Source organism: Microbacterium sp. 05N427 (assembly GCF_056397105.1).
On sequence record NZ_JBFTMT010000001.1, the window covers coordinates 523,371 to 549,173 of the forward strand.

General features: G+C 68.9%; 22 protein-coding genes. 16 read left to right on the plus strand and 6 right to left on the minus strand.

Translation table 11 applies throughout. The features are described 5' to 3' along the window. Positions 1 to 5: 5 nt before the first annotated feature. Entirely contained in the window at positions 6 to 1,121 is a 1,116-nt protein-coding gene (locus AC1DG4_RS02485; RefSeq protein ID WP_477375463.1) for a DNA cytosine methyltransferase, read from the plus strand. Here the strand turns inward: AC1DG4_RS02485 and AC1DG4_RS02490 are convergent. The 3 genes from AC1DG4_RS02490 to AC1DG4_RS02500 all read right to left on the minus strand — a co-directional run bounded on the left by AC1DG4_RS02490 (position 1,118) and on the right by AC1DG4_RS02500 (position 4,353). After that, positions 1,118 to 2,758 carry a TIGR02391 family protein gene (locus tag AC1DG4_RS02490; protein ID WP_477375465.1) on the minus strand — a complete coding sequence of 547 codons (1,641 nt, stop codon included), beginning with the start codon at positions 2,756 to 2,758 and terminating at the stop codon, positions 1,118 to 1,120. The genes AC1DG4_RS02485 and AC1DG4_RS02490 overlap by 4 nt on opposite strands. Before the next feature lie 190 nt (positions 2,759 to 2,948). Then, a complete protein-coding gene (locus tag AC1DG4_RS02495; RefSeq protein ID WP_477375467.1) occupies positions 2,949 to 3,647 on the minus strand; it encodes a lipoate--protein ligase family protein in 699 nt (232 codons plus the stop codon). Position 3,648: 1 nt separating this feature from the next. Further along, a complete protein-coding gene (locus tag AC1DG4_RS02500) occupies positions 3,649 to 4,353 on the minus strand; it encodes an NRDE family protein (RefSeq protein ID WP_477375469.1) in 705 nt (234 codons plus the stop codon). Here AC1DG4_RS02500 and coaBC point away from each other — a divergent pair. The 6 genes from coaBC to pucL all read left to right on the plus strand — a co-directional run bounded on the left by coaBC (position 4,309) and on the right by pucL (position 9,027). Then, entirely contained in the window at positions 4,309 to 5,532 is a 1,224-nt protein-coding gene (gene coaBC / locus AC1DG4_RS02505; protein ID WP_477421037.1) for a bifunctional phosphopantothenoylcysteine decarboxylase/phosphopantothenate--cysteine ligase CoaBC, read from the plus strand. The two genes, AC1DG4_RS02500 and coaBC, sit on opposite strands and share 45 nt — an antisense overlap. 89 nt (positions 5,533 to 5,621) lie before the next feature. After that, complete coding sequence (locus AC1DG4_RS02510) at positions 5,622 to 6,497, plus strand: HpcH/HpaI aldolase/citrate lyase family protein (RefSeq protein ID WP_477375473.1); 876 nt, start codon at positions 5,622 to 5,624, stop codon at positions 6,495 to 6,497. A 55-nt stretch (positions 6,498 to 6,552) separates the two neighbouring features. Continuing rightward, complete coding sequence (gene bcp, locus AC1DG4_RS02515) at positions 6,553 to 7,020, plus strand: thioredoxin-dependent thiol peroxidase (RefSeq protein WP_477375475.1); 468 nt, start codon at positions 6,553 to 6,555, stop codon at positions 7,018 to 7,020. A gap of 256 nt (positions 7,021 to 7,276) precedes the next feature. Then, positions 7,277 to 7,780 (plus strand): 2-oxo-4-hydroxy-4-carboxy-5-ureidoimidazoline decarboxylase, encoded by a 504-nt coding sequence (uraD, locus tag AC1DG4_RS02520; protein ID WP_477375477.1) that lies wholly within the window; start codon positions 7,277 to 7,279, stop codon positions 7,778 to 7,780. Next, positions 7,777 to 8,118 carry a hydroxyisourate hydrolase gene (gene uraH / locus AC1DG4_RS02525; protein ID WP_477375479.1) on the plus strand — a complete coding sequence of 114 codons (342 nt, stop codon included), beginning with the start codon at positions 7,777 to 7,779 and terminating at the stop codon, positions 8,116 to 8,118. Before uraD ends, uraH begins: the two co-directional genes overlap by 4 nt. Positions 8,119 to 8,130: 12 nt before the next feature. Next, complete coding sequence (pucL, locus tag AC1DG4_RS02530; protein WP_477375481.1) at positions 8,131 to 9,027, plus strand: factor-independent urate hydroxylase; 897 nt, start codon at positions 8,131 to 8,133, stop codon at positions 9,025 to 9,027. Positions 9,028 to 9,282: 255 nt separating this feature from the next. Here pucL and AC1DG4_RS02535 read toward each other — a convergent pair whose 3' ends face one another. Continuing rightward, positions 9,283 to 10,059 carry an SDR family oxidoreductase gene (locus AC1DG4_RS02535; RefSeq protein WP_477375483.1) on the minus strand — a complete coding sequence of 259 codons (777 nt, stop codon included), beginning with the start codon at positions 10,057 to 10,059 and terminating at the stop codon, positions 9,283 to 9,285. 113 nt (positions 10,060 to 10,172) lie between these two features. On the opposite strand from AC1DG4_RS02535, the gene aceE reads away from it, so the two are divergent. Further along, positions 10,173 to 12,878 (plus strand): pyruvate dehydrogenase (acetyl-transferring), homodimeric type, encoded by a 2,706-nt coding sequence (gene aceE, locus AC1DG4_RS02540; RefSeq protein WP_477375485.1) that lies wholly within the window; start codon positions 10,173 to 10,175, stop codon positions 12,876 to 12,878. A 163-nt stretch (positions 12,879 to 13,041) separates the two neighbouring features. Here the strand turns inward: aceE and AC1DG4_RS02545 are convergent, their stop codons facing one another. Further along, on the minus strand, positions 13,042 to 13,842 hold the full coding sequence (locus AC1DG4_RS02545) for an IclR family transcriptional regulator (RefSeq protein ID WP_477375487.1): 801 nt from the start codon (positions 13,840 to 13,842) through the stop codon (positions 13,042 to 13,044). Positions 13,843 to 14,035: 193 nt separating this feature from the next. Between AC1DG4_RS02545 and AC1DG4_RS02550 the strand changes: the two genes are divergently transcribed. Genes AC1DG4_RS02550 through AC1DG4_RS02560 form a run of 3 tightly spaced genes read left to right on the plus strand, consistent with a single transcriptional unit; the run spans position 14,036 to position 17,525 of the window. After that, a complete protein-coding gene (locus tag AC1DG4_RS02550) occupies positions 14,036 to 15,427 on the plus strand; it encodes an NAD-dependent malic enzyme (RefSeq protein WP_477375489.1) in 1,392 nt (463 codons plus the stop codon). A gap of 5 nt (positions 15,428 to 15,432) precedes the next feature. Further along, a complete protein-coding gene (locus AC1DG4_RS02555; protein WP_477375491.1) occupies positions 15,433 to 16,707 on the plus strand; it encodes a DUF6986 family protein in 1,275 nt (424 codons plus the stop codon). Next, entirely contained in the window at positions 16,704 to 17,525 is an 822-nt protein-coding gene (locus AC1DG4_RS02560) for a bifunctional allantoicase/(S)-ureidoglycine aminohydrolase (RefSeq protein ID WP_477375493.1), read from the plus strand. Before AC1DG4_RS02555 ends, AC1DG4_RS02560 begins: the two co-directional genes overlap by 4 nt. A gap of 174 nt (positions 17,526 to 17,699) precedes the next feature. Here the strand turns inward: AC1DG4_RS02560 and AC1DG4_RS02565 are convergent, their stop codons facing one another. Then, positions 17,700 to 19,106: an MFS transporter gene (locus AC1DG4_RS02565; protein ID WP_477375495.1), complete on the minus strand. Its 1,407-nt coding sequence runs from the start codon at positions 19,104 to 19,106 to the stop codon at positions 17,700 to 17,702. 235 nt (positions 19,107 to 19,341) lie between these two features. On the opposite strand from AC1DG4_RS02565, the gene AC1DG4_RS02570 reads away from it, so the two are divergent. The 5 genes from AC1DG4_RS02570 (at position 19,342) to allB (ending at position 25,634) form a co-directional block, all read left to right on the plus strand. Beyond that, complete coding sequence (locus tag AC1DG4_RS02570) at positions 19,342 to 20,145, plus strand: hydroxypyruvate isomerase family protein (RefSeq protein WP_477375497.1); 804 nt, start codon at positions 19,342 to 19,344, stop codon at positions 20,143 to 20,145. Between the two features lie 33 nt (positions 20,146 to 20,178). Continuing rightward, positions 20,179 to 21,057: a 2-hydroxy-3-oxopropionate reductase gene (locus AC1DG4_RS02575; RefSeq protein WP_477375499.1), complete on the plus strand. Its 879-nt coding sequence runs from the start codon at positions 20,179 to 20,181 to the stop codon at positions 21,055 to 21,057. A gap of 136 nt (positions 21,058 to 21,193) precedes the next feature. Then, positions 21,194 to 22,981, plus strand: coding sequence for a glyoxylate carboligase (gene gcl / locus AC1DG4_RS02580; protein WP_477375501.1), 1,788 nt, complete (start codon positions 21,194 to 21,196; stop codon positions 22,979 to 22,981). A 33-nt stretch (positions 22,982 to 23,014) separates the two neighbouring features. Next, positions 23,015 to 24,163 (plus strand): glycerate kinase, encoded by a 1,149-nt coding sequence (locus AC1DG4_RS02585; RefSeq protein WP_477375502.1) that lies wholly within the window; start codon positions 23,015 to 23,017, stop codon positions 24,161 to 24,163. A 97-nt stretch (positions 24,164 to 24,260) separates the two neighbouring features. Further along, positions 24,261 to 25,634 carry an allantoinase AllB gene (allB, locus tag AC1DG4_RS02590; protein WP_477375503.1) on the plus strand — a complete coding sequence of 458 codons (1,374 nt, stop codon included), beginning with the start codon at positions 24,261 to 24,263 and terminating at the stop codon, positions 25,632 to 25,634. Positions 25,635 to 25,803: the final 169 nt, after the last annotated feature.

Here is a 25,803-nt window from a genome sequence, read left to right on the forward strand (position 1 = left end):
ACGCAATGACTCTGCAGCTCCCGGCCGAGGTCGATGCGACCGTCGATTCTGACCGTGCGGCGCAAACGATAACGATGCTGGACCTCTTCGCGGGCGCGGGCGGGCTGACAGCAGGATTTCATGCAGCATCCGATCGTTTCCGAGTGAAGCGCGCCGTCGAGCTCGATACTGCGGCCGCCGCCACTTACGCTGCGACGTTCGGTGAAGATCTGGTGTACCGAGGCGGTATCGAAGGCTGGCTCCGAGACGAAGACGTTCCGAACGTCGACCTTATCGTCGGAGGGCCGCCGTGCCAGGGCTTCTCGATGCTGGGCAAGCGGGACACCACAGACAAGCGCAATTACTTGTGGCAGGAGTACGCAGCGACGATTCTGCGGGCCCAGCCGAAATACTTCGTAGTCGAGAACGTCGCCGCTTTCGCGAAGTCTCAGCAGTTCCGCGACTTCACCGAGTCGACGCAGTCGGACGGGATCCTGCGCGACTACACCTTCGAGTGGGACATCCTGAACGCTGCTGACTACGGCGCATTCCAGGCCCGCAAGCGAGCGATCCTGATCGGCCGCCGCCGGGATCTTCCGGAGATCGGTATGCCAGAACCGACGCACGTGGGGAGGCACCGCACCGTGCGGCAGGCCTTCATGAGCATTGCTCCCACCGTCACCGAGACCAGACTCGACGGACGCACCATGACGTTCTTCGGAGTTGACCTTCCAGGGGTATTTCGGCCCTTCGAGCTTCACGTGGGACGCGAATACGCCGAGATCTCCAAGCTGCGCTTTCCGGAGATCCCCGAGGGTGGCAACAGGTTCGATCTCCCCGATCGGCTGAAGGCGCGGTGCTGGCTCGGCCACACCAACGGGTCTGGCGACGTGATGGGTCGACTCCATTGGGACAAGCCTTCGGTCACGATCCGCACTGAGTTCTTCAAGCCCGAAAAGGGACGCTATCTCCACCCGACCGAGCATCGCGCCATTACTCATTACGAGGCTGCGGTCCTGCAGGGCTTCCCTGACACACATCGGTTCGTCGGTTCGAAGACGGCGATTGCACGACAGATCGGGAATGCCGTTCCCGTGCCCCTGGGCGCCGCGATCGGCCGGCGGATCGCCAGCGTGCTCTAATCGGAACCCGTGGACGATTCGACGAGTTCGATCCGCCGGCGGAGGTGTGACAGGATGCTCAGCGCATCCAGACAGTCCTGATACGTGAAGACGCCAGCTTCTTCGAGTTCTCGCACTCCCTCGTGTTGGATCGGGTTCCGGAATCCTGTCCACAATGCCTCAGAGATCAATCGCTGACCGCCTCGCATGTTCTTCTGTGTATCCGGCGACAGCCCGATCGATGCGAAGGGAGCGATGATGTCGATAAGAGGATCATCGTCCTTGAGCGCGGACTGGATGACACTGAACTCGGGCATTCCCTCAGGTCTGGCCGCAATCCGACGGACGTCCCTGACGTATGCCTTTATCGCCTCGACGACGGCGTGATGATACTGGCCATCGCGGTACTCACGTTCCGAAGCCCGCTGGATCGACGGATGGAGCGTGCGCCAGTGGAAGTCTGCATACTCTGGCGCGATCGCCTTGATGCCCTCGACTAGCTTCAGGCGCCGGGCATCATCGATGTCGTTATCTGGGGAGACGACCTCCTCGAGAAGGCTCTCGACCGCGGCGGCTTGCTTTTCGCCCTTGATCGTCGACTTCCATGCGTCGACGTCGATACCAGCACCACGACTCGCGCGGTCCTTGTTCTCGCGCTCGCGGAGCGCGCGCCGCTTCTGTGCAGCGCTGCGGATCACGTCTGCCATGTACTCACGGAGCGTGGCGGCCTGCTCCAAGTCCCAGTTGACGGATCGTCGATCAGTCGCGATGACGTCGGCGCCGGAGTCGAGCTCGTCAGCTTCGACGAAGCCCGTGATGTAGGAGAAGGCGTGTGACGACTCGGGGACACCGAAGTACTCCGGCTCGTTGGCCATGCGACCGCGAACGTAGAGCGTGACGCCGCGCATTAGCGCGGGAAGGGGTTTGGTCGCCGCGATAATAGTCCCAGTTAGTTCGCCGACCAGCTCCGGGGGGTTTGCGAACTCATCCGGCACCGACCACTGGACTTGTTGATCGATGGAGTCGTAGCGGAGCTCGCGATTCACGGGGATCCGCTCGTCGCCTTGCTGCACAACGAGATGGAAGTCGGCGTCCTGGTAGTTGAAGAGACGCGAAAGACTGATAGCAAGTCCACGCGCTTTCACCGCAGTCTTCCGCGTCAGATCGGTGAGGCGGATACGTGTGAAGTGTGACGCCGCGTCGGCCGGTCGCATACGCACGGCTGGCCTGTATTCGGATCCAGATGCACCAAGGATGTCCTCCCACACCATGGTGACCTCCGCGTACTCTGGACTCCCCGCACGCTTCGTTTCGACAACGATCGTGTTGCCGATGCCGAACACGGCGAGCTTGCCGAGACCTTTACGCCCTGCGACTCGTCTCCTGCCTGACTCGGACAGGTCACCGTGCTCCTGCGCCCGTCGATTGCGTCCGATCGTCAGGTAGTTGGTCTGCAACTCCTCGAGGGTCATTCCATGACCGTCGTCGGCGACGATCAGCGAGTCACCCGAAACATCGAGGATGACTTGAACCGAGGTCGCATCGGCATCGTAGGAGTTCGCCACCAACTCCGCGACAGCGTTCGGAAGATGGGAGTACATCTTGAACCCGAGATGCTCAATCGTCATCGGGTCGAACTTCAGGCGCAGATCTGCCACGTGATTCTCCTCCTTCGAGTTCTTCGAGCAGCCTATGGTCGACGGTCTTCTTCAACTAGTCGGCGCGCGGCCGAGGTCGGCTGCGGGCGGGAACGGTTGCTGCGGATCGCTCATGCCGTCGACGCTACTGGCGCCGGTGCTTCCACGACATGGGCAGCACTGCTTATGTCAGCTCAGCCGAGGGTGCCGCTCAGGCGATGAGCGCCGCCGCCAGCGCGTCCTCGATGTCCTCGCGCGAGACCGCCGGAGCGTCAGTGAGCATCGACCCGAACGTCCGCGGATCCCACGCCAGCCCCAGCGCGGCGTTGGCCTCCGTGAGCACCGCGACGAGGTGGTCGACAGGGCCAAACGCGAGCACGCCGCTGAGCAACCGTGCGCCGCGCACACCGCGCTGCGAGGTGCCGACGAGCTTCACGGCGCCGCGGGCGTTGATGCTGTACTCGCCGGGGCAGTACTCGCCGGGCACCTCGCCCAGCCGGGCGTCGATGCCGAGCCCGCGCAAGGCGTCGACGATCGTCCTGCCCGCCTGCGCGAACAGGGCGGTGGGGTCCGCATGCGATTCCTCGCGCTCGACGAGGTCGAAGACGAGACACGTCTCGTCGTAGGCGGCGGCGCGGCCGCCGGTCGGGCGGATCGCCGGAGTGAACCCGAGTCGTTCCGCCGCGGCCACGGCGACCTCGTAGCCGGGCATCAGGCTCTCCCGCCGGGTCAGAGCGAGCGTCCGCGCCGGCGGGTAGAGACGAAGCAGCCGCTCAGGACCGCCTCCGGATGCGACCTGACGCAGCAGCTCGACGGACCGCTCGAGGTCGTCCGTGCCGGGGGACGCCTGCCGGATCACGTCTCCGGGGATCGGGACGAGGCGATCGGAGGATCCCGCCGGTGTCGTCACATCAGCCCCAGTGCGCCGGCGCCGGAAGCGCGTGGTCGCGCACCTCGACGCCGCCGGGGCCGACCGACGCCGTGCAGTAGAGGAGGGACTGCGTCGGGTAGCCGTGCGGACGGTTGTCCCGGATGATCGCGCGGTCGTCGGAGGGATCCAGCTCCGCCGTCATCGCGAGCAGCCGGATCCACGACTCCGGCCACTCCTCGTCGCGGGTCGGATGCGCGCGGAACTCCGGGAGCCAGCGCGCGATGCGGGCGGTGTCGGGGTCGTCGAGGTCGGAGTGCGCGATCATGTGCACGCCGGGCGGCACCGGAGTCTCGCGGAGTTCCGTGCCGTCCCAGGACAGCACGCGGGCGCCGTCGGGGGAGACCTCGAGCAGGTTGAAGCCGTGCATGCGCTCCGACCCGGTGGGCGAGGTACCGGTGACCGACGCCGGCGCCAGGGTGCCGCGCGAGACGGCCTGATCGTCGGGGAGGTCGAGCACATCGGCGCGGTTCAGCAGCACCGCCAGCCGATGCGAGGCCGGATCGACCGCGAGCCACGCGCCTCCTGCACGGCGGTCGCGGATCCCGATGACTCCGGGGCGGTCGGGCCACCACTCGCCGAGCGCATCCCACTCGCGGAGCGGATCCTCATCCCGCACGGCCAGCAGCCGCACCATCGGTCCCTGGGCCCGTCGAAGGGCGTCGACCTCGATCACGACCGTGCACACGCGCCTCAGTCTAGGCACCCACGCCCCCTCGGAGCGTCGACGCCCCCTCGTACGTACGTCTGCCAAGGGGGGCGTCTGCGCTTCGTGGGCGCGCCGACGTGGGAAGCGATCAGCCGCAACCCGGTCACCACGAGCGTGCACGACGACGTGGCGAAGGTGCGTCACGTCGCCCTGGGGCAGGGCGCCGACCTGGTCGTGGTCGCCCCCGCCACTGCGAACACGATCGCGCGCATGGCCGCGGGCATCGCGGACAACCTTCTCGGCACGACGCTCCTGGCGACGACCGCTCCCGTGCTGATCGCGCCAGCGATGCATGCGGAGATGTGGGCCCACCCCGCGACGCAGGCGAACATCCGCACCCTGGTCGAGCGCGGCGTGCATCTGATCGGGCCGGACGACGGCGAGCTCGCGGGCGGCGACAGCGGCCCAGGTCGGATGAGCGAGCCCGAGGCGATCGCCGTAGCCGCGGTGCGTCTGCTCGCCCCGCAGGACCTCGCCGGCCTCACGGTCGTGGTCTCCGCCGGCGGCACGCGCGAGCCGATCGACCCCGTGCGCTACCTCGGCAACCGCTCCAGCGGGCGGCAGGGAGTGGCCCTCGCCGTCGAGGCCGCAACCCGCGGCGCCGAGGTCGAGCTCGTCGCGGCGAACCTCGCGGGGGACGTCCTCGCCGAGGCGGGCCATCCGCGGATCCGGATCCGTCCTGTCGCGACGGCCGCGGAGCTCGCGACCGCGATGAAGGATTCGGCGGCCAGGGCGGACGCCGTGGTCATGGCGGCCGCGGTCGCCGACTACCGGCCCGCGCAGGCCGCGGCGCACAAGCTCACCAAGGAGGACGGGATCCTCGAGCGGATCGAGCTCGTGGAGAACGAGGACGTCCTGGCGGCCCTCGGCGCCGCCCGTCGTGCCGGCAAGGCGCCCACGGGACAGGTCATCGTGGGGTTCGCCGCGGAGACCTCCACGGATCCCGAGGCCCGGCGCGAGCGCGCCCGGCGCAAGCGCGAGCGCAAGGGCGCCGACCTGCTCGCGGTCAACCTCGCCGACGCCGAGCACGGGTTCGAGAAGCAGGAGAACGCGGTCGAGGTCATCGGTTCCGACGGGGCCGTGGTCGCCGAGGCGTCCGGGTCCAAGCGCGCGGTCGCTGCGGCGCTGTGGGATGCCGTGGTCGCGCTGCGCGGCTGATGCCGGGGCCGGTCCAGGGCTGGCGCCCGCTCGCAAGCGGGAGTAATCTTTTCATATCGCAAAAGTCAAGTTTCATAGAATGGAATGCAATGAACGCTCCTCTGTCCACCACCGGCTCGCGCGAGATCGCGCCGGAGCTGGCGCGCTCGTGGCTCCTGGTCGCGGCGACGAGGCCGGAGACGTTCGACGACGCGGCGCGCTCCCACGCCGACGCCGTCGTGCTCGACGTGGAGGACGCGGTCGACGCCAGCCGCAAGGATTCCGCGCGCGATGACGTCGTGCGCTGGCTGCACGGCACCGACGCGAACGGCGTGGCGAACCGCGCGTGGGTGCGTATCAACGACGCGACCAGCGAGCACTGGTCGCCGGACCTGGACGGGCTGCGGGACGCGCCGGGCCTGCAGGGGGTCATGCTCGCGAAGACCGAGTACGGCGGCCAGGTGATGGACACCTTCAACCGCCTCGGCGCGAGGGTGCCCGTGGTCGCGCTCGTCGAGTCGGCGATCGGCATCGAGAACGCGACGGAGATCGCCCGGGCCAAGGGGGTCTTCCGGCTCGCCTTCGGCAGCGGTGACTTCCGCCGCGACACCGGGATGTCGGCCGACCGCGAGGCGATGGCCTACCCGCGGGCGCGACTGGTCATCTCGAGCCGCGCCGGCGGCCTGCCCGGTCCCATCGACGGCCCGACCGTCGGATCCAGCCATCCGATCCTGCGCGAGCAGTCGGCCATCACGGTGTCGATGGGGATGACCGGCAAGCTCTGCCTGCAGGCCGACCAGGCTCCTGTCGTGAACGAGGTGATCAGCCCCACCCGCACCGACGTCGAGTGGGCCTACGAGTTCCTGGAGGACTTCGAGGCGCGCGGCTGCATCGTCCGCGATGGCAGCGACCTGCCCCGCCTCGGCCGCGCCCGCAAGATCATGCAGCTCGCCGAGGCTTTCGGCGTCCTGCCCGCCGCCCGCTGACCCTTCGACAAGCTCAGGGACCGGATCCGCCGAACCCCATCCGAACGGAGACATCATGACCACTCGCCTCGCCCCCGGGGACGCCGCCCCGGCCTTCGCCCTCGCCGACGCCGACGGCGTCCGCACCGCTCTCGAGGATTACCGCGGCAAGAACGTCGTCGTGTACTTCTACCCCAAGGCCGCGACCCCGGGCTGCACCACCGAGGCCTGCGACTTCCGCGACAACCTGTCGTCCCTCGCCGCCGCGGGCTACTCGGTGATCGGCGTCTCGCCCGACGAGGTCGCCGACATCCGCGCCTTCTCCGATGCGGAGGGCCTGACCTTCCCGCTGCTCGCCGACACCGACGCCGCCGTGGCGCGCGCGTGGGGCGTGTGGGGCGAGAAGACCGTGGGCGACCGCACGTTCGACGGCGTGATCCGCTCCACTTTCGTGCTGGACGGCGACGGCGTCGTGCAGCGCGCGGAGTACGGCGTCGACGCCTCGGGCCACGTCGCCCGCCTCCGCACCGAGCTCGGCATCTGAGGGCCCCCACCACTCAGAGTCGTCCCCCTCAGCGGAGTCCAGAGCGTCCGCTGAGGGGGACCCAGAGCGTCCGCTGAGGGGGACGACTCGCAAAGGGGGTTGACAGAGTGGGGGTGGGTGCGCAGAATAGTTACACATGCTGAAATAACAGTTCCGGACTGCGGAAACTATCCTCAAGATAGAAATCGGATCCTCTCGATAGGATCCGACCGTACTGCCTTACACGCCGGATGCCAGCATGGCTTGAGGATCCAAGATGTTGCTCGAGGAGTTCAACTCCGCAGGCCGTGACGACGCCACGGCCGCTGTGAAGCCCGCACTGGACATCGCCCGCTGGATCGCTGCGATCGTCGACGGCCGTCCGTACGCCTCGGTCGATGCGCTCTCCGCCGCCGCCCTCGAGGCCGCGGCCCCGCTGACAGAGGCCGAACTCGACGGGGCGCTGGCGCACCACCCGCGCATCGGCGCGAAGGTCGACGGCACGAGCGCCGAGGCCGCGCACTCGCGCCGCGAGCAGCCGAGCGTCGACGACGCCACCGCGGCCGCCCTCGCCGAGGGCAACCGCGCCTACGAAGAGCGGTTCGACCGCGTCTTCCTCGTCCGCGCCGCCGGCCGCAGTGCCGAGGACATCCTCGCCCTGCTGCACGAGCGGCTCGGCAACACCGACGAGCAGGAGCTCGCCGTCGTCGACCAGCAGCTGCGCGAGATCGCGGCCCTGCGGCTCGCTGCGGCCATCGAGACCGAAGGAGCGAGCGCATGAGCGTCTCCCACGTGACCACCCACATCCTGGACACATCGATCGGGCGCCCTGCGCCCGGCGTCGCCGTCGTACTCGAAGCCCGTGACGGCGACGGATGGGTCGGGATCGGTACGGGCTTCACCGATGCTGACGGGCGGGTGAAAGAGCTGGGCCCGGAGCGGCTGGAGAGCGGTGCCTACCGCCTCCGGTTCGACACCGCGGCCTACTTCGCCGGCATCGAGACGGACACCTTCTTCCCGGAGGTGGTGCTGACCTTCCAGGTCGACGCCGAGCAGGCGCACTATCACGTGCCGCTGCTGCTCAGTCCGTTCGCCTATTCCACCTACCGAGGAAGCTAAGAGGAATCCGACATGACCAACATCATCCTGGGCAAGAACCAGTACGGCAAGGCCGAGGTGCGCGTTGTCCGCATCACCCGCGACACCGACCGCCACGAGATCGAGGACCTGAACGTCACCTCGCAGCTGCGCGGCGACCTGGCCAGCGCGCACTTCGACGGCAACAACGAGCACGTCGTCGCGACCGACACGCAGAAGAACACGGTCTACGCCTTCGCCAAGGACGGCGTCGGCAGCCCCGAGGAGTTCCTGCTCCGTCTCGGCCGGCACTTCACCGGCGAGTTCGAGTGGATCAGCGGCGGACGCTGGGAGGCCGAGCAGTACACCTGGCAGCGCATCGTGGGCGTCGACGGCGCCGAGCATGACCACTCCTTCGTGCGCGGCGGCACCGAGACCCGCACGGCGCTCGTGCAGATCGACGGTGACGACACCACGATCATCGCCGGGCTGCAGGACCTCAAGGTCCTCAAGTCCACCGCGAGCGGCTTCGTCGGCTACCCGAAGGACAAGTACACGACGCTTCCCGAGACCGAGGACCGCATCCTCGCGACCTCGGTGACGGCGAAGTGGCGCTACAACCGCAACGACCTCGACTTCAACGAGGTGTTCGCGGACGTCCGCCGCCTGCTGCTCGCGGGCTTCTCGAAGAACTACTCCTACGCGCTGCAGCACACGCTGAAGGAGATGGCCGAGGCGGTGCTCGAGGCGCACCCCGAGATCGACGAGATCCGCTTCTCCACCCCGAACAGCCACCACTTCGTGGTCGACCTGTCGCCGTTCGGACTGGAGAACCCGAACGAGGTGTTCTTCGCCGCGGACCGCCCGTACGGCCTGATCGAGGCGTCGTTCCTGCGCGAGGGTGCGGACACCGACCACTGGTCGTGGAGCGCCGCTGCCGGCTTCTGCTGAGCGCTGCACCGCTGTCGTCACGAGAATGCGGGGCCCGGTTCGCCAGGCCCCGCATTCGTCGTTTCCAGGCGCTGCAGGCGCCCGGAAACCCTTGACAACGACCGCCTCACGAAGGACACTAGTTACGTATACTGAAAGAAACATTCCACGATCTGAAATCATCTGGATCTGGAATCGGGCACGAACCCTGCGGCCTCGACACGAGGGCTTCGGGGACGAGGAGGTCCGCCGATGATCGCGAACCCCCGCGATCTCTCAGCCGCGTCCGCCGAAGGGCATCCCGCTCGCGGTGACGGTGAGCGCGCCGATGTTCGCCTCGGCGGGCAGGTCCGCCATGAACAGCACGGTGCGGGCCGCCGCGTCGACGTCGAACGTGGGCTCGACACGGCGGCTGCCATCGGCCTGGAGCGCTCCGGAGCCGACGCCGAGCTCGTCCATGATCTCGGTGCGGGTGTTGCCGATGTCGATCTGCCCGCAGGAGATGCGGAACGGCCGCCCGTCCAGGTCGATCGAGCGGGTGAGCCCGGTGAGCGCGTGCTTGCTCACGGCGTACGCGACCGACAGGGGGCGGGGCGCCTGCGCGGAGATGGATCCGTTGTTGATGATCCGGCCGCCCTGCGGATCCTGCGCGCGCATCACGCGCATCGCGCCGCGCGCGCACAGCAGCGCGCCGGTGACGTTGACCGCGAGCGTCCGCTCCCAGTCGGCCAGGGCGATGTCGGCCGCAGACACCGCAGGTCCGAACGCGCCGGCGTTGTTGAACAGCACATCCACCCTGCCCCACTCCTGCACCACGCGGTCGAAGAGGGCGTCCACCTCGGTCTCGACCGTGACATCGGTCGGCACCACGAGCGCATTCGAGGCGATGGCGCCTCCGACGGCCGCCTTCGGGCCCCCGGACGCCGTCTCGACGAGCGCGGCCTCGCGCCGCCCGGCCAGCGCCACGCGATAGCCGGCCTCCAGCATCGTGCGCGCGACGGCGCGCCCGATCCCCGATCCTGCACCCGTCACCACGGCGATGCGTCCGCTCATCGTCACTCCTCGACCCTCAGCCCCGCTGCCCGACCGCCAGCCTCCTACATCTAGCAGATCAGCCCCGCTGCCCGACCGGCAGCCTCCCGATACCTCTCACAGAAAGGCCGAAGATGCGCGAACAGAGCAGCTCCGTCGCCCCCGGATCCGAGACCCTGGATCACGACCCCGAAGAGACCGCAGAGTGGCTCGAGTCGCTGGATGCGCTCGTCGCGCAGCGCGGCGCCGAGCGCGGCGCGCACATCATGCGCTCGCTCGCCGCCCGCGCCGGCTACACCCCGGAGCCCACCACGACCACGGACTACGTCAACACGATCCCGGTGTCGGACGAGCCCGCCTACCCGGGGGACGAAGAGCTCGAGCGCCGCTACCGCGCCTGGATGCGTTGGAACGCCGCCATCCTGGTGCACCGGGCGCAGCGCCCCGGCATCGGGGTCGGCGGCCACATCTCCACCTACGCCGGCGCCGCGACCCTGTACGAGGTCGGCTTCAACCACTTCTTCCGCGGCAAGGACCACCCCGGTGGCGGCGACCAGGTGTACTTCCAGGGCCACGCCTCGCCAGGGATGTACGCCCGCGCCTTCATGGAGGGACGCCTCAGCGAGGAGGACCTCGATGGCTTCCGCCAGGAGAAATCCCGCGAGGGCCACGCCCTGAGCTCCTACCCGCACCCGCGGCTCATGCCGGAGTTCTGGGAGTTCCCGACCGTGTCGATGGGCATCGGCCCGATGAACGCGATCTACCAGGCGCAGTCCAACCGCTATCTGCAGGGCCGGGGGCTCAAGGACACGAGCGACCAGCACGTCTGGGCATTCCTCGGCGACGGCGAGATGGACGAGCCGGAGAGCCGCGGACTGCTGCAGCTCGCCGCGAACGACGGTCTGGACAACCTGACGTTCGTGGTGAACTGCAACCTGCAGCGCCTCGACGGGCCGGTTCGCGGCAACGGCAAGATCATCCAGGAGCTCGAGGGCTTCTTCCGCGGTGCCGGCTGGAACGTCATCAAGGTCGTCTGGGGCCGCGAGTGGGACGACCTGCTCGCGCGCGACTCCGACGGTGCGCTGCGCGACATCATGAACACGACCCGCGACGGCGACTACCAGACCTACAAGGCAGAGTCCGGCGGGTTCATCCGGGAGCACTTCTTCGGCAAGGATCCGCGTGCGCTCGCGCTCGTCGAGAACCACACGGACGAGCAGATCTGGGGTCTCAAGCGCGGCGGGCACGACTACAAGAAGGTGTTCGCCGCATACCAGCAGTCGCTCGCGCACAACGGCAAGCCCACGGTCATCCTGGTCAAGACGGTCAAGGGCTACGGCCTCGGCCCCCGCTTCGAGGCGCGCAACGCCACGCACCAGATGAAGAAGCTCACGCTGCAGGATCTGAAGGACTTCCGCGACCACCTTCGCGTGCCGATCTCGGACGCGCAGCTCGAGGCCGACCCGTACCAGCCGCCGTACTACCACCCCGGTGCCGACGCCCCCGAGATCCGGTACCTGCAGGAACGTCGTCGCGCGCTCGGCGGCTACCTGCCGGAGCGCCGTCCGAACGCGTCGGGGGAGATCGCCCTGCCCGATGCCAAGGCGTACGAGGTGGCGGCCCGCGGATCCGGCAAGCAGCAGGCCGCGACCACGATGGCATTCGTGCGCGTGCTCAAGGACCTCATGCGCGACCCCGAATTCGGCAAGCGGATCGTCCCGATCATCCCGGACGAGGCGCGCACGTTCGGCATGGACGCGTTCTTCCCGACCGCGAAGATCTACAACCCGAACGGGCAGAACTACCTCGCCGTCGACCGCGACATCGTGCTCTCGTACAAGGAGTCGACCGCGGGCCAGATCCTGCACGTCGGCATCAATGAGGCCGGATCCATCGCGGCGTTCACCGCGGCGGGCACGGCGTACGCGACGCACGGCGTGCCGCTCGTGCCGGTGTACGTGTTCTACTCGATGTTCGGCTTCCAGCGCACCGGCGACTCGCTGTGGGCGGCCGCCGACCAGATGACGCGCGGATTCCTCATCTCGGCGACCGCGGGCCGCACCACGCTGACCGGCGAGGGCCTGCAGCACGCCGACGGGCACTCGCCGCTGCTCGCCGCGACGAACCCGGCCGTGGTCACCTACGACCCGGCGTTCGGGTACGAGATCGGCCACATCGTGCGCGCGGGGATCGAGCGCATGTACGGCGCGGACTCGACCGACCGCAACCACATCTACAACCTCATGGTCTACAACGAGCCGATCGTGCAGCCGGCCGAACCCGAGGGCGCCGACGTGGCGGGGATCCTGGGCGGGATCCACCGGATCTCCCCGGTCGAGGCGCCCAAGGCGCACCTGCTCGCCTCGGGCATCGGCGTGACCTGGGCGGAGGAGGCGCAACAGCTCCTCCGTGACGACTGGGGCGTGGACTCCGACGTGTGGTCGGTGACCAGCTGGACCGAGCTGCGCCGTGACGCGGTCGCCGCAGAGGAGGACGAGTTCCTGGGGCGCGGTGCGCGGACGCCGTTCCTCGCGCAGCAGCTCGCGGACGCGCACGGCCCGATCGTCGCCGTCAGCGACTACGCCAAGGACCTGCCCGACCAGATCCGCCAGTTCGTCCCGAACGACTGGGCGAGCCTCGGCGCCGACGGGTTCGGCTTCTCCGACACGCGCGCCGCGGCCCGCCGGTTCTTCAAGATCGATGGCCCGAGCGTCGTCGTGCGCACACTGCAGCTGCTCGCCGCGCGCGGCGAGGTGGAAGCGGCGATCCCCGCTCAGGCCGCCGAGAAGTACCGGCTGCTCGATGTCAACGCCGGCACGAGCGGCACCGACGCGGAGTGAGAAAGGGCCGGGGGCGTCCCTGCCCCCGGTCCGGTTCCGCGGGCCGCGCAAAAAAGGACAGATGCAGTTCTGCAGGACAGGATCCGGGGATCCGTCCTGCAGAACTGCATCCGTCCTGCAGAGTTGAGGGCCGGCGGAGCCCCGAGGGCGGCCGCGCCCCGGCTTACGCCTCGAGGTCGGCGGCGATCGCGCCGGCGGCCTCGCGGAGCAGTGGCACGGCGCGCTGGCCGAACTCCTCGGTGACGCGCGCGATCGGGCCGGACACCGAGACCGCCGTCGGCGTGGGGGCGCCGGGCACGGCCATCGCGTAGCAGCGCACGCCGATCTCCTGCTCCTGCTCGTCGATCGAGTAGCCGCGCTCGCGGATGACGTCGAGCTCCGTGAGCAGCGCGTCGACGGTGCCGATGCTGAACGAGGTCGGGGTGCTCATGCCGGTGCGGCCGACGATCCCGCGCACGGTGTCGTCGCTGAGCTGGGCGAGGATCGCCTTGCCGACGCCGGTGTCGTGCACGTTGGCCCGGCGGCCGACCTCGGTGAACATGCGCATGGAGTGCTGTGAGGGCACCTGCGCGACGTAGACCACCATGTCGCCATCGAGCACGGCCATGTTGGCGCTCTCGCCGAGGGCGTCGACGAGCGTCTTCAGCTGCGGACGGGCGAGCGCTCCGAACTGACGGGACGCGCCTTCGCCGATGCGGATCAGCCGCGGGCCGAGCGCATACCGGCGGTTCGGCAGCTGGCGTGCGTAGCCCAGTGAGACGAGCGTGCGCAGCAGTCGGTGGATCGTCGGCAGCGGAAGATTCGTCGACGCGGACAGCTCGCTGAGTGTGACATCACCGCCGGCGTCGGTCACGAGCTCGAGCAGCTCGAACACCCGCTCGACCGACTGAACGCCGGATCCCGCGCTCCTGCCGGGTTTCGGCTCAGAGGCCTTCGTGCCTGTCGTGCTCGGATTCTCCGCCATGTCAGCTCCCGTCCTTGCGGTAATTCCATCATGCGAGAGTGCCGCGCCGGAAATCCCAGAGGATTTGCGTCCCGCCTTGCGCAAAACTTCCACAATAGAGATAATAGTGTCCACTATACGAAACTTATTGAGAGTTCATCACTGCAATCAGCGCCCGAGGCCTTCGCCTGGGACGCCTCGATGAGGAGGAATCATGGCGAACCCGGGTCCCGGAAATTCGATCACGCTGCGCATCGACGCGCCGTCCAACTTCACCGTCACGAGCGAGCTCGCCGCGGCAGCGGCCGCTGCCGGCGCCGTCGTGACCGCCCTCGACGTCGTCGAGTCGCACCCGACGACCATCGTCGTCGACCTGACCTGCAACACCACGGGCGAGGAGCACGCCGATGAGGTCAGAGCGGGGGTCGAGGCGCTCGACGGCGTCACGGTGCGCCAGGTCAGCGACCGCACCTTCCTCATGCACCTGGGCGGCAAGCTCGAGGTCGTGCCCAGCGTGCCGCTGCGCAATCGCGATGACCTGTCCCGCGCCTACACGCCCGGCGTCGCCCGCGTCTGCATGGCCATCGCCGAGGACAAGAGCAAGGCCCGCAACCTCACCATCAAGCGCAACACGATCGCGGTCGTCACGGACGGCACCGCGGTGCTCGGCCTCGGCGACATCGGCCCGGAGGCCGCGCTCCCGGTCATGGAGGGCAAGGCCGCGCTGTTCAAGCAGTTCGCGAACGTCGATGCCTGGCCGGTCTGCCTGGACACCAAGGACACCGAGGAGATCATCTCCATCGTCAAGGCGATCGCCCCGGTCTACGGCGGTGTGAACCTCGAGGACATCGCGGCCCCGCGCTGCTTCGAGATCGAGGCGCGCCTGCGCGAAGAGCTCGACATCCCGGTCTTCCACGACGACCAGCACGGCACCGCGATCGTCACGCTCGCGGCTCTCCGCAACGCGCTCAAGGTCGTCGGCAAGACGATCGGCGAGGTGCGGATCGTCGTCTCGGGCGTCGGCGCCGCCGGCAACGCGATCGTGCAGCTGCTGCTCGCCCAGGGCGCCGTCGACATCGTCGCGTGCGGTCGCAACGGGGCGATCCATCGCGGCGACCAGTACACCGACGCGCACCGCACGGAGCTCGCCGCAACGACCAACCCGCGGGACTTCTCCGGCACCCTCAAGGAGGCGATCGTCGGCGCCGACGTGTTCATCGGCGTGAGCGCCCCGCACGTGCTCGACGAGAACGACATCGCCGCCATGGCCGACGACGCGATCGTGTTCGCGATGGCCAACCCGACCCCGGAGGTCGATCCGATCGTCGCGTCCAAGCACGCGGCCGTCGTCGCCACAGGGCGCAGCGACTTCCCGAACCAGATCAACAACGTGCTCGCGTTCCCCGGCTTCTTCCGGGGCCTCCTCGACGCGGGCGTGTCGGACATCACGCCGCCTATGCTGGTCGCAGCCGCGCAGGCGATCGCGGAGCGCGTCGGCGATGACGAGCTCAATGCGAGCTTCATCATCCCGAGCGTGTTCGACCCGCTCGTGGCCGGCGCCGTCGCCGAGGCGATCGTGCGCGTCGTCGAGTCCTCGAAGGAGTGAGCCGGATGGCCGCAGGCACCCTGGGCGAGGCCGACCTCGCCGACATCGACGCCCGTCTCGCGGGCACCGACACGCTGCTGTCGACCGAGTATCCGGGCGATGACGGATCCCGTCAGCCGGTGCACACCCTGTACGTGCCCGCCGACCGGTTCCGGCCCGACCTCCCGGCACTGTCCGGGCAGGCCGCCGCCGCTGCGGTCGCGGAGTTCGGCGGCACCGTGGCACTCGCCCAGGCGGTCGGCCTCGGCGCCCTCGCCGCAGAGCTCGCGCCTCTCGTGGACGCGAAGCTCGTCGCCGAGCCCATCGAAGACCTTCGCCTGGATTTCGAAGACGGCTATGGCGCCCGTCCCGATGAGGAGGAGGACGCGGATGCGGTGCTCGCCGCCGAGCGGCTCGCCGCGGCCGTCGCCGCCGGCGTCGCGCCGCCCTTCATCGGGATCAGGTTCAAGTGCTTCGAGGCGCCAACGCGCCGGCGCGGGATCCGCACGCTCGATCTGTTCCTGTCGACGCTCGTCGCACACGTCCCGCTGCCGGACGGCCTCGTGCTGACGCTCCCCAAGGTCACCACGGTCGAGCAGGTCGAGGCGATGGTCTCGCTCTGCGAGCGCTTCGAGGAGCGCCTCGGGCTGCCCGCGGGTCGGCTGCGCTTCGAGGTGCAGATGGAGACGCCGCAGCTCATCGTCGCGGCCGACGGATCCGTCCCGGTCGCGACGCTCCTGCACCGCGCCGACGGCCGTGTGTCCGCGCTGCACTACGGCACCTACGACTACAGCGCCTCGCTGCAGATCGCGGCCGCGTACCAGTCCATGGAGCACCCGGCGGCAGACTTCGCCAAGCAGGTCATGCAGGTGGCCGTCGCCGAGACCGGTGTGCGGATCTCGGACGGCTCCACCAACGTGATCCCCGTCGGGGATCCGGACCACGTCCTCGAGGCCTGGAAGCTGCACGCCCGCCTGGTGCGGCGCTCGCTCGAGCGCGGCTACTACCAGGGCTGGGACCTGCACGCCGCGCAGCTGCCCACCCGGTACCTCGCGACCTACGCGTTCTACCGCGAGGGCTTCGCCGCGGCCGCCCGGCGCCTGGACAACTACCTGCACGGCAGCGACGCCACGATCATGGACGAGCCGGCGACGGCCAGGGCTCTGGCGCGCTTCGTCGTGCGGGGCCTCGAGTGCGGCGCGCTCGAGGCGCAGGAGGTCCGCGCGGCGACCGGATCGGAGCCTGCGGAACTCGTCCGTCTCGCCCACCCGAAACTCGACGCCAAGGAGGCCGTCTCTTGAGCACCCGCACGTATTACACCCCGGCCGGCGGCCTGCCCCCGCAGTCCGCTCTGCTCACCGACCGCGCGGTCGTCAAGCTCGCATACTCGTTCATCCCGAAGGGCGTGCTGCGCGACATCGTCACCTCGACCCTCCCCGGCTTCACGGACACCCGCGCCTGGATCCTCGCCCGGCCGACGCCGAGCTCGGCGCAGACGTTCTCGCAGCTGATCGTCGAGATCGCGCCCGGCGGCGGCGCCGCCAAGCCCGAGGTCGAGGCGGGTGTCGAGAGCGTGCTGTTCGTCACGACCGGCGCGCTCACCCTCACGCTCGAGGGGGAGCGGCACGTGCTCGAGGCCGGCGGCTACGCGTTCATCACGCCGAACGCGCAGTGGTCGCTGGAGAACGAGGGATCCGAGCTCACCAGCTTCCACTGGATCCGCAAGGCCTACGAGTACCTCGAGGGCATCGATGCGCCCGCGTCGTTCGTCACGAGCGACAACGACATCGAGCCCGTCTCGATGCCGGACACCGGCGACGTGTGGGCGACCACGCGTTTCTCCGACGCCAGCGACATGGCGCACGACATGCAGGTGAACATCGTCACCTTCAAGCCGGGAGGATCCATCCCGTTCGCCGAGACGCACATCATGGAGCACGGCCTGTTCGTGCTGCAGGGCAAGGCCGTCTACCGCCTCAACGACGACTGGGTCGAGTGCGAGGCCGGCGACTACATGCTGCTGCGCGCCTTCTGCCCGCAGGCCTGCTACGCCGGCGGCCCGGAGGACTTCCGCTACCTGCTGTACAAGGACATGAACCGTCAGATCAGGCTGACCTGACGACCTGACCCCCGTTTCGGACGCCGCTCACCCTTCGGGGTGGGCGGCGTCCTGCGTCCCGTCCTTCGCGGAGTCGCTTTCCGATCCCGCGTTCTGGCGAGGGGATCCGGATCTCGTGCACAACGAACGGGGCCCGCCGGATCGGCGAGCCCCGTTCGGGAGACAGAGCGAAAGTCAGGCGTTCACGCCGGCTTCCTTGGCGAGTGCGCGCTCCTCGGCGGTCGGGATCGGCTCGATCCGGCCGAGCACCACGGTGAAGAAGAAGATGCCGATCACCAGCATGATGCCGGCGACGATGAATGCCCAGGCGAAGCTGCCGGTGAACTGGACGATGAATCCGGTGACGATCGGTGCGGTCGTGCCGATGAGATTGTTCACCGTGTTCATGACGGCTCCGGTCGCTCCCACTGCTCCCTCCGGCGCGATCAGCGCGGGGAGGGAGTTGGTCACGCTGAAGGCGATGGTGATGCCGGTCGTTCCCAGTGTGATCCAGATGAGCGACCAGACGATGTCATGCGTGAACGCGGTCCCGACGATCGTGATCGCGAGCAGCATGCCACCGATGATGAACGCCCTCCGGACGAGGGTGCTGGATTTCCCGTTCCTGATCAGACGATCCAGCCAGAACCCGGGCAGCAGGTACTGCACGATGACGGCGAACAGCCAGGGGATCGCGGTGACCAGGCCGGACTTGGCGACGTCCATGTGCATCTCGGCCTGCAGGAATCCTGGCAGCCAGGTGAGCAGCATCCACTGCACGTAGCCTGCGCAGCCGAGGCCCAGGGACATGCCCCACACCTTTCGCTGGCGCAGGATGTAGCCGAGGTTGGCGAGCGGGTTCGGTTTCGGGGCATCCTCGTGCTGCGCACCTCCGTCGAGGATGTGGTCCAGCTCGGCATCGCTGAGCTTGCCCCTGCGGTTCATCTCCTTCGGGTCGCGGTAACGGAAGAAGAACACGACCATGTAGATGAGGCTGAGGACCCCGATCGTGATGAACGCCCCGCGCCATCCGAAGAAGGCGACGGCGGCGCCGACGAGCGGGAAGCCGATCACGTTGGACAGGCGCTGACCGCTGTCGAAGATCACGGTGGCCATACCGCGTTCGGTGCGTGGGAACCAGTAGCTGGTCACCTTCATCGCGCCGGGGAAGATCGGTGCCTCTGCGAAACCCAGGATCAGCCGGGCGATGAGCAGCAGACCCATGCCGCTGATCATGGCCGTGAGGAAGCAGGAGATGGCCCAGAGGAACGTCGCGAACCGCATCACCCACTTGATGCCGATCTTGTCCAGCAGCATGCCCATCGGGATCTGCATGAGCGCGTAGGACCAGCCGAAGCTGCCGAGGATGATGCCGATCTGGCCTTCGGTCATGCCGAATTCCTGGCGCATGTGACCTTCGGCGACCGACATCGAACTGCGGTCGATGTAGTTGATCAGCACCGCGAAGAACAGCAGGAAACCGATCGACCAGCGCACCCAGCCGACCTTCCCGGCACGGGGGACGATGAGCCCTGTTCGGGGGATCGCGGATGCGTTCTCGAGGGCGGAACCGGACGGATCCGGGGAAGCGGCGGATGACATGTTGGAAGACCTCTCTTGCTCGTCATCGAGTTGAGTCTGGACGCCTCTCTCCCGAGGCGTTCTGCCACTGTATCCGCGCGGGTGCAAATTCCGCAATCAAAGATTGTTTATCCATATTATGGAAGTTGACGGGGTCTCGCCGACAGGGGCGACCCGTTGACAGGGCGTGCCGAACCGTCGTACTCTTTCACTACAAGGTAAATATCTTCCACAATCCGAAATCAAGGACGATCTCATGAGCTACACCGTCAACGCCTCGATCCTTCTGACCGAGCTGCCGATTCTGGAGCGCCCGGCCGCCGCGAAGGCCGCCGGCTTCGACGCCGTGGAGTACTGGTGGCCGTTCTCCGTCGCCGTGCCCGCGCAGGACGAGGTCGACGCCTTCGTCGCCGCGATCCAGGATGCGGGCGTGCAGCTGACCGGTCTGAACTTCTTCGCCGGCGACATGCCGGGCGGCGACCGGGGCCTCGTGTCGTGGGTCGGCCGTGAGGACGAGTTCGCGGGCAACATCGACGTCGTGGTCGAGATCGGTCGCCGTCTCGGCACCAAAGCGTTCAACGCGCTCTACGGCAACCGCCTCGAGGGCGTCGACGAGAAGGCGCAGGACGACCTGGCCGTGAAGAACCTCGCCGCGGCCGCACGCGCGGTCGCCGCGCTCGGCGGCGTCGTGCTGCTCGAGCCGGTCAGCGGCACCCCGGCCTACCCGCTGAAGACCGCGGCCGACGCGCTCGCGATCATCGCGCGGGTGAAGGACGAGGAGGGCGTGGACAACGTCCGCCTCCTCGCCGACTTCTACCACCTCGCCGTCAACGGCGACGACGTGCCGGCCGTGATCGCGGACCACGCAGCGGAGTTCGGCCACATCCAGATCGCCGACGCCCCGGGCCGCGGCGAGCCCGGCACGGGGGAGCTGCCGCTCGGCCAGTGGATCTCCGACGCGCAGGCCGGCGGTTACACCGGCGTCATCGGCCTCGAGTACAAGGCCACCCAGGCGGATCCGTTCGCCTGGACCACCACCACCGCGGCCGCCCAGGCCTGACCTCACCAGACTTTCCCGCGAAGGAGCGAAGACATGACCCGCATCGCATTCATCGGCCTCGGCATCATGGGCCTGCCCATGGCGAAGAACCTCGTCAACGCCGGCTACGACGTCGTCGGCTACAACCGCAGCCAGGAGGCGATCGACAAGCTCGTCGCCGCCGGAGGCGCCGGGGCCACCGGGATCGCCGACGCCGTCCGGGACGCCGATGTCGTCATCACGATGGTTCCGGATTCCCCGGACGTCGTGGGCGTCGTGCAGGGCCCGGACGGGGTCTTCGCACACGCCAAAGCCGGAGCACTCTGGATCGACAACTCCTCGATCCGTCCGGACGTTGCCAAGGAGCTCGCCGAAGAGGCCGTCGCCGCGGGGCTCGGCGTCGTCGACGCCCCGGTCTCGGGCGGCGAGCAGGGCGCGATCGACGCGGCCCTCTCGATCATGGTCGGCGGATCCGCGGAGGACTTCGCCGCGGCAGAGCCGGTGCTGAACGCGATCGGCAAGACCATCGTGCACGTCGGTCCCGCGGGCGCCGGCCAGACGGTCAAGGCGGCCAACCAGCTCATCGTGGCCGTCAACATCCAGGCGCTCGCCGAGGCCGTCACGTTCCTCGAAGCGTTCGGCGTCGACACCGACGCGGCGCTGAGGGTCCTCGGCGGAGGACTCGCCGGATCCAAGGTCCTCGACCAGAAGGGCCAGAAGATGCTGAACCGCGACTTCGCGCCCGGCTTCCGCCTCACCCTCCACAACAAGGATCTGGGCATCGTCACCTCGGCTGCACGCTCGGTCGGGGTCACCGTCCCGCTCGGCTCGGCCGTCGCGCAGCTCGTGAACGCCCTCGTCGCCCGCGGCGACGGAGGCCTCGACCACTCCGGCCTGTTCAAGCTCACCACCGAGCTCTCCGGTCGCGACTGATCACTCTCCCTTCTCGGGGTCGCAGCGTCCTTCGTCTCGCTTCGCTCGCTCAGGAACCGACCTTCTCCGGTCCCTGAGCGAGGAGCGAAGCGACGAGACGAAGGGCGCGACCCCCCTCAAGCCAAAGGAAACTCCCATGACCCGCATGCGTGCAGTCGACGCGATCGTCCAGATCCTGATCAAGGAAGGCGCGGATGAGGCGTTCGGCCTCCCCGGCGCCGCCATCAACCCCCTCTATTCCGCGATGCGCGCCCACGGCGGCATCCGGCACACCCTCGCCCGCCACGTCGAGGGCGCGAGTCACATGGCCGACGGCTACAGCCGCACCGGCGACGGCCGCATCGGCGTGTGCCTCGGCACCTCTGGCCCCGCCGGCACCGACATGATCACGGGCCTCTACGCCGCGATCGCCGACTCCATCCCGATGCTGTGCATCACCGGTCAGGCGCCGGTCGCGAAGCTCGACAAGGAGGACTTCCAGGCCGTCGACATCGCCTCGATCGCGAAGCCGGTCACGAAGTTCGCCAAGACCGTCCTCGAGGGCGCGCAGGTGCCCGGCGTCTTCCAGAGCGCGTTCCAGATCATGCGGTCGGGCCGTCAGGGACCGGTGCTGATCGACCTGCCGTTCGACGTGCAGATGACCGAGATCGAGTTCGACATCGACACCTACGAGCCCCTGCCCGTGGCGAAGCCGGTCGCGACCCGTGCGCAGGCCGAGAAGGTGCTCGACCTGCTCTTCGCCTCGAAGCACCCGGCGATCATCGCCGGTGGCGGCATCGTGAACTCCGGCGCCTCCGCCAAGCTCGTCGAGCTCGCCGAGACCCTCGGCGTGCCCGTGTTCCCGACCCTGATGGGCTGGGGCGCGCTTCCCGACGACCACCCGCTGGCCGCCGGCCTGGTCGGGATCCAGACCTCGCAGCGCTACGGAAACGCGAGCTTCCTGGAGAGCGACTTCGTGCTGGGCATCGGCAACCGCTGGGCCAACCGCCACACCGGCGGACTGGACACGTACCGCAAGGGTCGCACCTTCGTCCACGTCGACATCGAGCCCACCCAGATCGGTCGAGTCTTCGCGCCCGACTACGGCGTGGTCTCGGACGCGGCGGCGTTCATCGACGCCCTGCTGGAGGCGGCACGCGAGCGCGTCGCCGAGCTGCCCGACTACAACAGCTGGGCCGCGGAGTGCCGTGATCGCAAGGCGCGCCTGCAGCGCAAGACGAACTTCGACGACGTGCCGATGAAGCCGCACCGCGTCTACCAGGAGATGCTCTCCGCGTTCGACCGGGACACCACCTTCGTCACCACGATCGGCCTGTCGCAGATCGCCGGTGCACAGCTGCTGCACGTGTACGGTCCGCGCAAGTGGATCAACGCCGGCCAGGCGGGGCCCCTGGGCTGGACCGGCCCTGCCGCCCTCGGCGTCGTGCGCGGCAAGCCGGGCGAGCAGGTCGTCGCGCTCTCCGGCGACTACGACTTCCAGTTCATGATCGAGGAGCTCGCCGTGGGCGCGCAGCACAAGCTGCCCTACATCCACGTCGTGGTGAACAACAGCTACCTGGGCCTGATCCGCCAGTCGCAGCGCGGCTTCGAGATGGACTACGAGGTGTCGCTCGCGTTCGACAACGTGAACACCCCGCAGGACTCGTCCAGCATCGCGACGGGCTACGGCGTGGACCACGTCAAGGTGGCCGAGGGGCTGGGCGCCAAGGCGCTTCGCGTCGAGCGTCCCGAGGATCTCGCCGCGGGCTTCGCCGAGGCGCAGCGCCTGCGCGACGAGTTCCAGGTGCCCGTGGTCGTCGAGGTCATCCTCGAGCGCGTGACCAACATCGCGATGGGCGCGGATCTGGACACCATGAACGAGTTCGAGGACCTCGCGACGTCGCCGGCCGACGCCCCCGAGGCGATCTACGCGCTGCTCGACTGAGCCGCGACGCTCCCGGCCCGTAGCATTCACACCATGCGCATCCTGATCGCCTCGGACAAGTTCAAGGGCTCCGCCACGGGACCCGCGGTCGCCGCCGCACTCGCGGAGGGGATCCTGGCTGTCGCGCCGGGGATCGCCATCGACGCGGTCCCCGTCGCGGACGGCGGGGAGGGCACGGTCGACGCCGCGCTCGCCGCCGGTTTCGAGGCGGTCACCGCGACGGTGACAGGGCCCACGGGTCTGCCCGTCGAAGCGCGCTTCGGCGTGCGAGGCGGGCAGGCCATCATCGAGATGGCCGCGGCGAGCGGACTCGATCTGCTTCCCGGAGGGGTCAAGGATGCGCTCGGCGCCACGAGCCGCGGGACCGGAGAGCTCATCGCCGCGGCCCTCGACCGTGGGGCGACCAGCATCGTGCTCGGCATCGGCGGCAGCGCCAACACCGACGGCGGCGCTGGCATGCTGCAGGCGCTCGGCGTCTCGCTGCGCGACGCGGAGGGCGACGAGCTGCCGGGGGGCGGCGGCGCGCTGAGCCGCGTCGCCGTGGCAGATGTGTCGAACCTGGATCCGCGCCTGGCCGCCACCGAGATCGTGCTCGCGAGCGACGTCGACAACCCGCTCCTCGGGGAGCGGGGCGCGCCCGCCGTGTTCGGCCCGCAGAAGGGCGCGAGCCCCGAGGACGTGGGCGTGCTCGACCCCGCGCTGGCCCGCTACGCCGCGCTGCTCGAACAGCAGCCGGGCATCCGCGCGGCCACCGAGCTGCCCGGAGCGGGCGGCGCCGGAGGGGTGGGCTATGCCGCGCTCGCCGCTCTCGGCGCCAGGCGCGAACCCGGCGTCGAGGTCGTGCAGCGTCTCACCGGGCTCGCCGAGGCGCTCGGCACCGGCGACGCCAAGGCCGATCTCGTCATCACCGGCGAGGGCAGCCTCGACGACCAGAGCCTGGGTGGCAAGACTCCGCTCGGCGTCGCCGCGGCAGCGCGCGCGGCGGGCATTCCCGTCATCGCCGTGTGCGGACGCTCCACACTGAGCCAGGAGGCCGCGCAGGCGGCCGGGTTCGCGCGCGTCTACGCGCTCAGCGAGCTGGAGCCGGATCCGGTCCGGAGCATGGCCGAGGCGGTCGCCCTGCTCACCGAGGTCGGCCGCCGTATCGGCGCCGAAGCGGGCGAGCTCGTGCCCTCGCGCTGACGCCGGGACAGGTACGGATCCGCCCCGTCGGATCCGGAGCACAATGAAATCCAACGAAGCACGACCGGCGCCCGCCGGAGGAAAGGATCCGCACGACATGTCGCAGGATCAGTACGACCCCGCAGGTTCGCACTACGATCTGGTGATCCGCGGCGAGCGGGTCCTCACCAGCTCGGGGATCCGTCCCCGTGAGGTCGGAGTCCGCGCCGGCGTCATCATCGCGATGGAGCCGCTCGGCAACGGCCTTCAGGCGGACGAGATCATCGAGCTCGCCGAGGACGAGACCCTGATCCCCGGACTCGTCGACACGCACGTGCACGTCAACGAGCCGGGCCGCACCGAGTGGGAGGGCTTCTCCTCGGCCACCAAGGCAGCCGCGGCCGGTGGCGTGACCACGATCCTCGACATGCCCCTGAACAGCATCCCCCCGACGATCGACGTGGAGGCGCTGGACATCAAGCGCGACGTCGCCCGTGACCAGGTGCATGTCGACGTGGGCTTCTGGGGCGGCGCCGTGCCGGGCAACGTCGACAAGCTGCGCGGCCTGCACGACGCGGGCGCGTTCGGGTTCAAGTGCTTCCTGCTGCACAGCGGCGTCGACGAGTTCCCGCCGCTGGATCCCGATCAGCTCGAGGAGGACATGCGCGAGCTCGTGACGTTCGACTCGGTCATGATCGTGCACGCTGAGGACTCCCGCGCGATCGACCGCGCCCCCAAACCAGATGGCGACGACTACGCCAAGTTCCTCGCCTCGCGACCCCGTGGTGCGGAGAACCTCGCGATCGCCGAGGTCATCGAGCGCGCCCGCTGGACCGGCGCCCGTGCGCACATCCTGCACCTGTCCTCCTCGGATGCGCTGCCGATGCTGCGCTCCGCCAAGCACGACGGCATCCGGCTCACGGTCGAGACCTGCCCGCACTACCTCACGCTCACGGCGGAGGAGATCCCCCTCGGCGCGACCGCGTTCAAGTGCTGCCCGCCGATCCGCGAGGCCGGCAATCGCGAGCTGCTCTGGCAGGGGCTGGAGGACGGCACGATCGACTTCATCGTCTCGGACCATTCGCCCTCGACGCTCGACCTCAAGGACCTGGAGAACGGCGACTTCGCCGTGGCATGGGGCGGCGTCGCGTCGCTGCAGCTCGGCCTGTCGCTCGTCTGGACCGAGGCGCGCCAGCGCGGCCTGTCCCTGGAGAGCGTGGTGTCGTGGATGAGCGAGAAGCCGGCGCAGTTCGCCGGACTCACCGGCAAGGGCCGGATCGCCCCCGGCTACGACGCGGACTTCTCGATCTTCGCAGCCGATGACGCCTACGTCGTGGACGTGACCAAGCTGCATCACAAGAACCCGCTCACGCCCTACAACGGCAAGGCGGTCGCCGGCCGGGTGCGCAAGACGTACCTGCACGGCGCGGAGATCGACTTCACGACCCCGCGCGGCCGCCTGCTCCGCCGGGGCATGGCCGAGACCGACTGACCCCCGCTCTCCGCTCCATCCCCGCCCCATCCCCGCCCCCGCCCCCTTCCACTTTCCGAGTCGTCCCCACCAGCGGCGCCCATAGCGTGCGCTGATGGGGACGACGCCGAGAGGGAGGGCCCTGAAGCTCGTCGACGGTGCGTGACAACGGGGTCGCCATCGTCGGCGG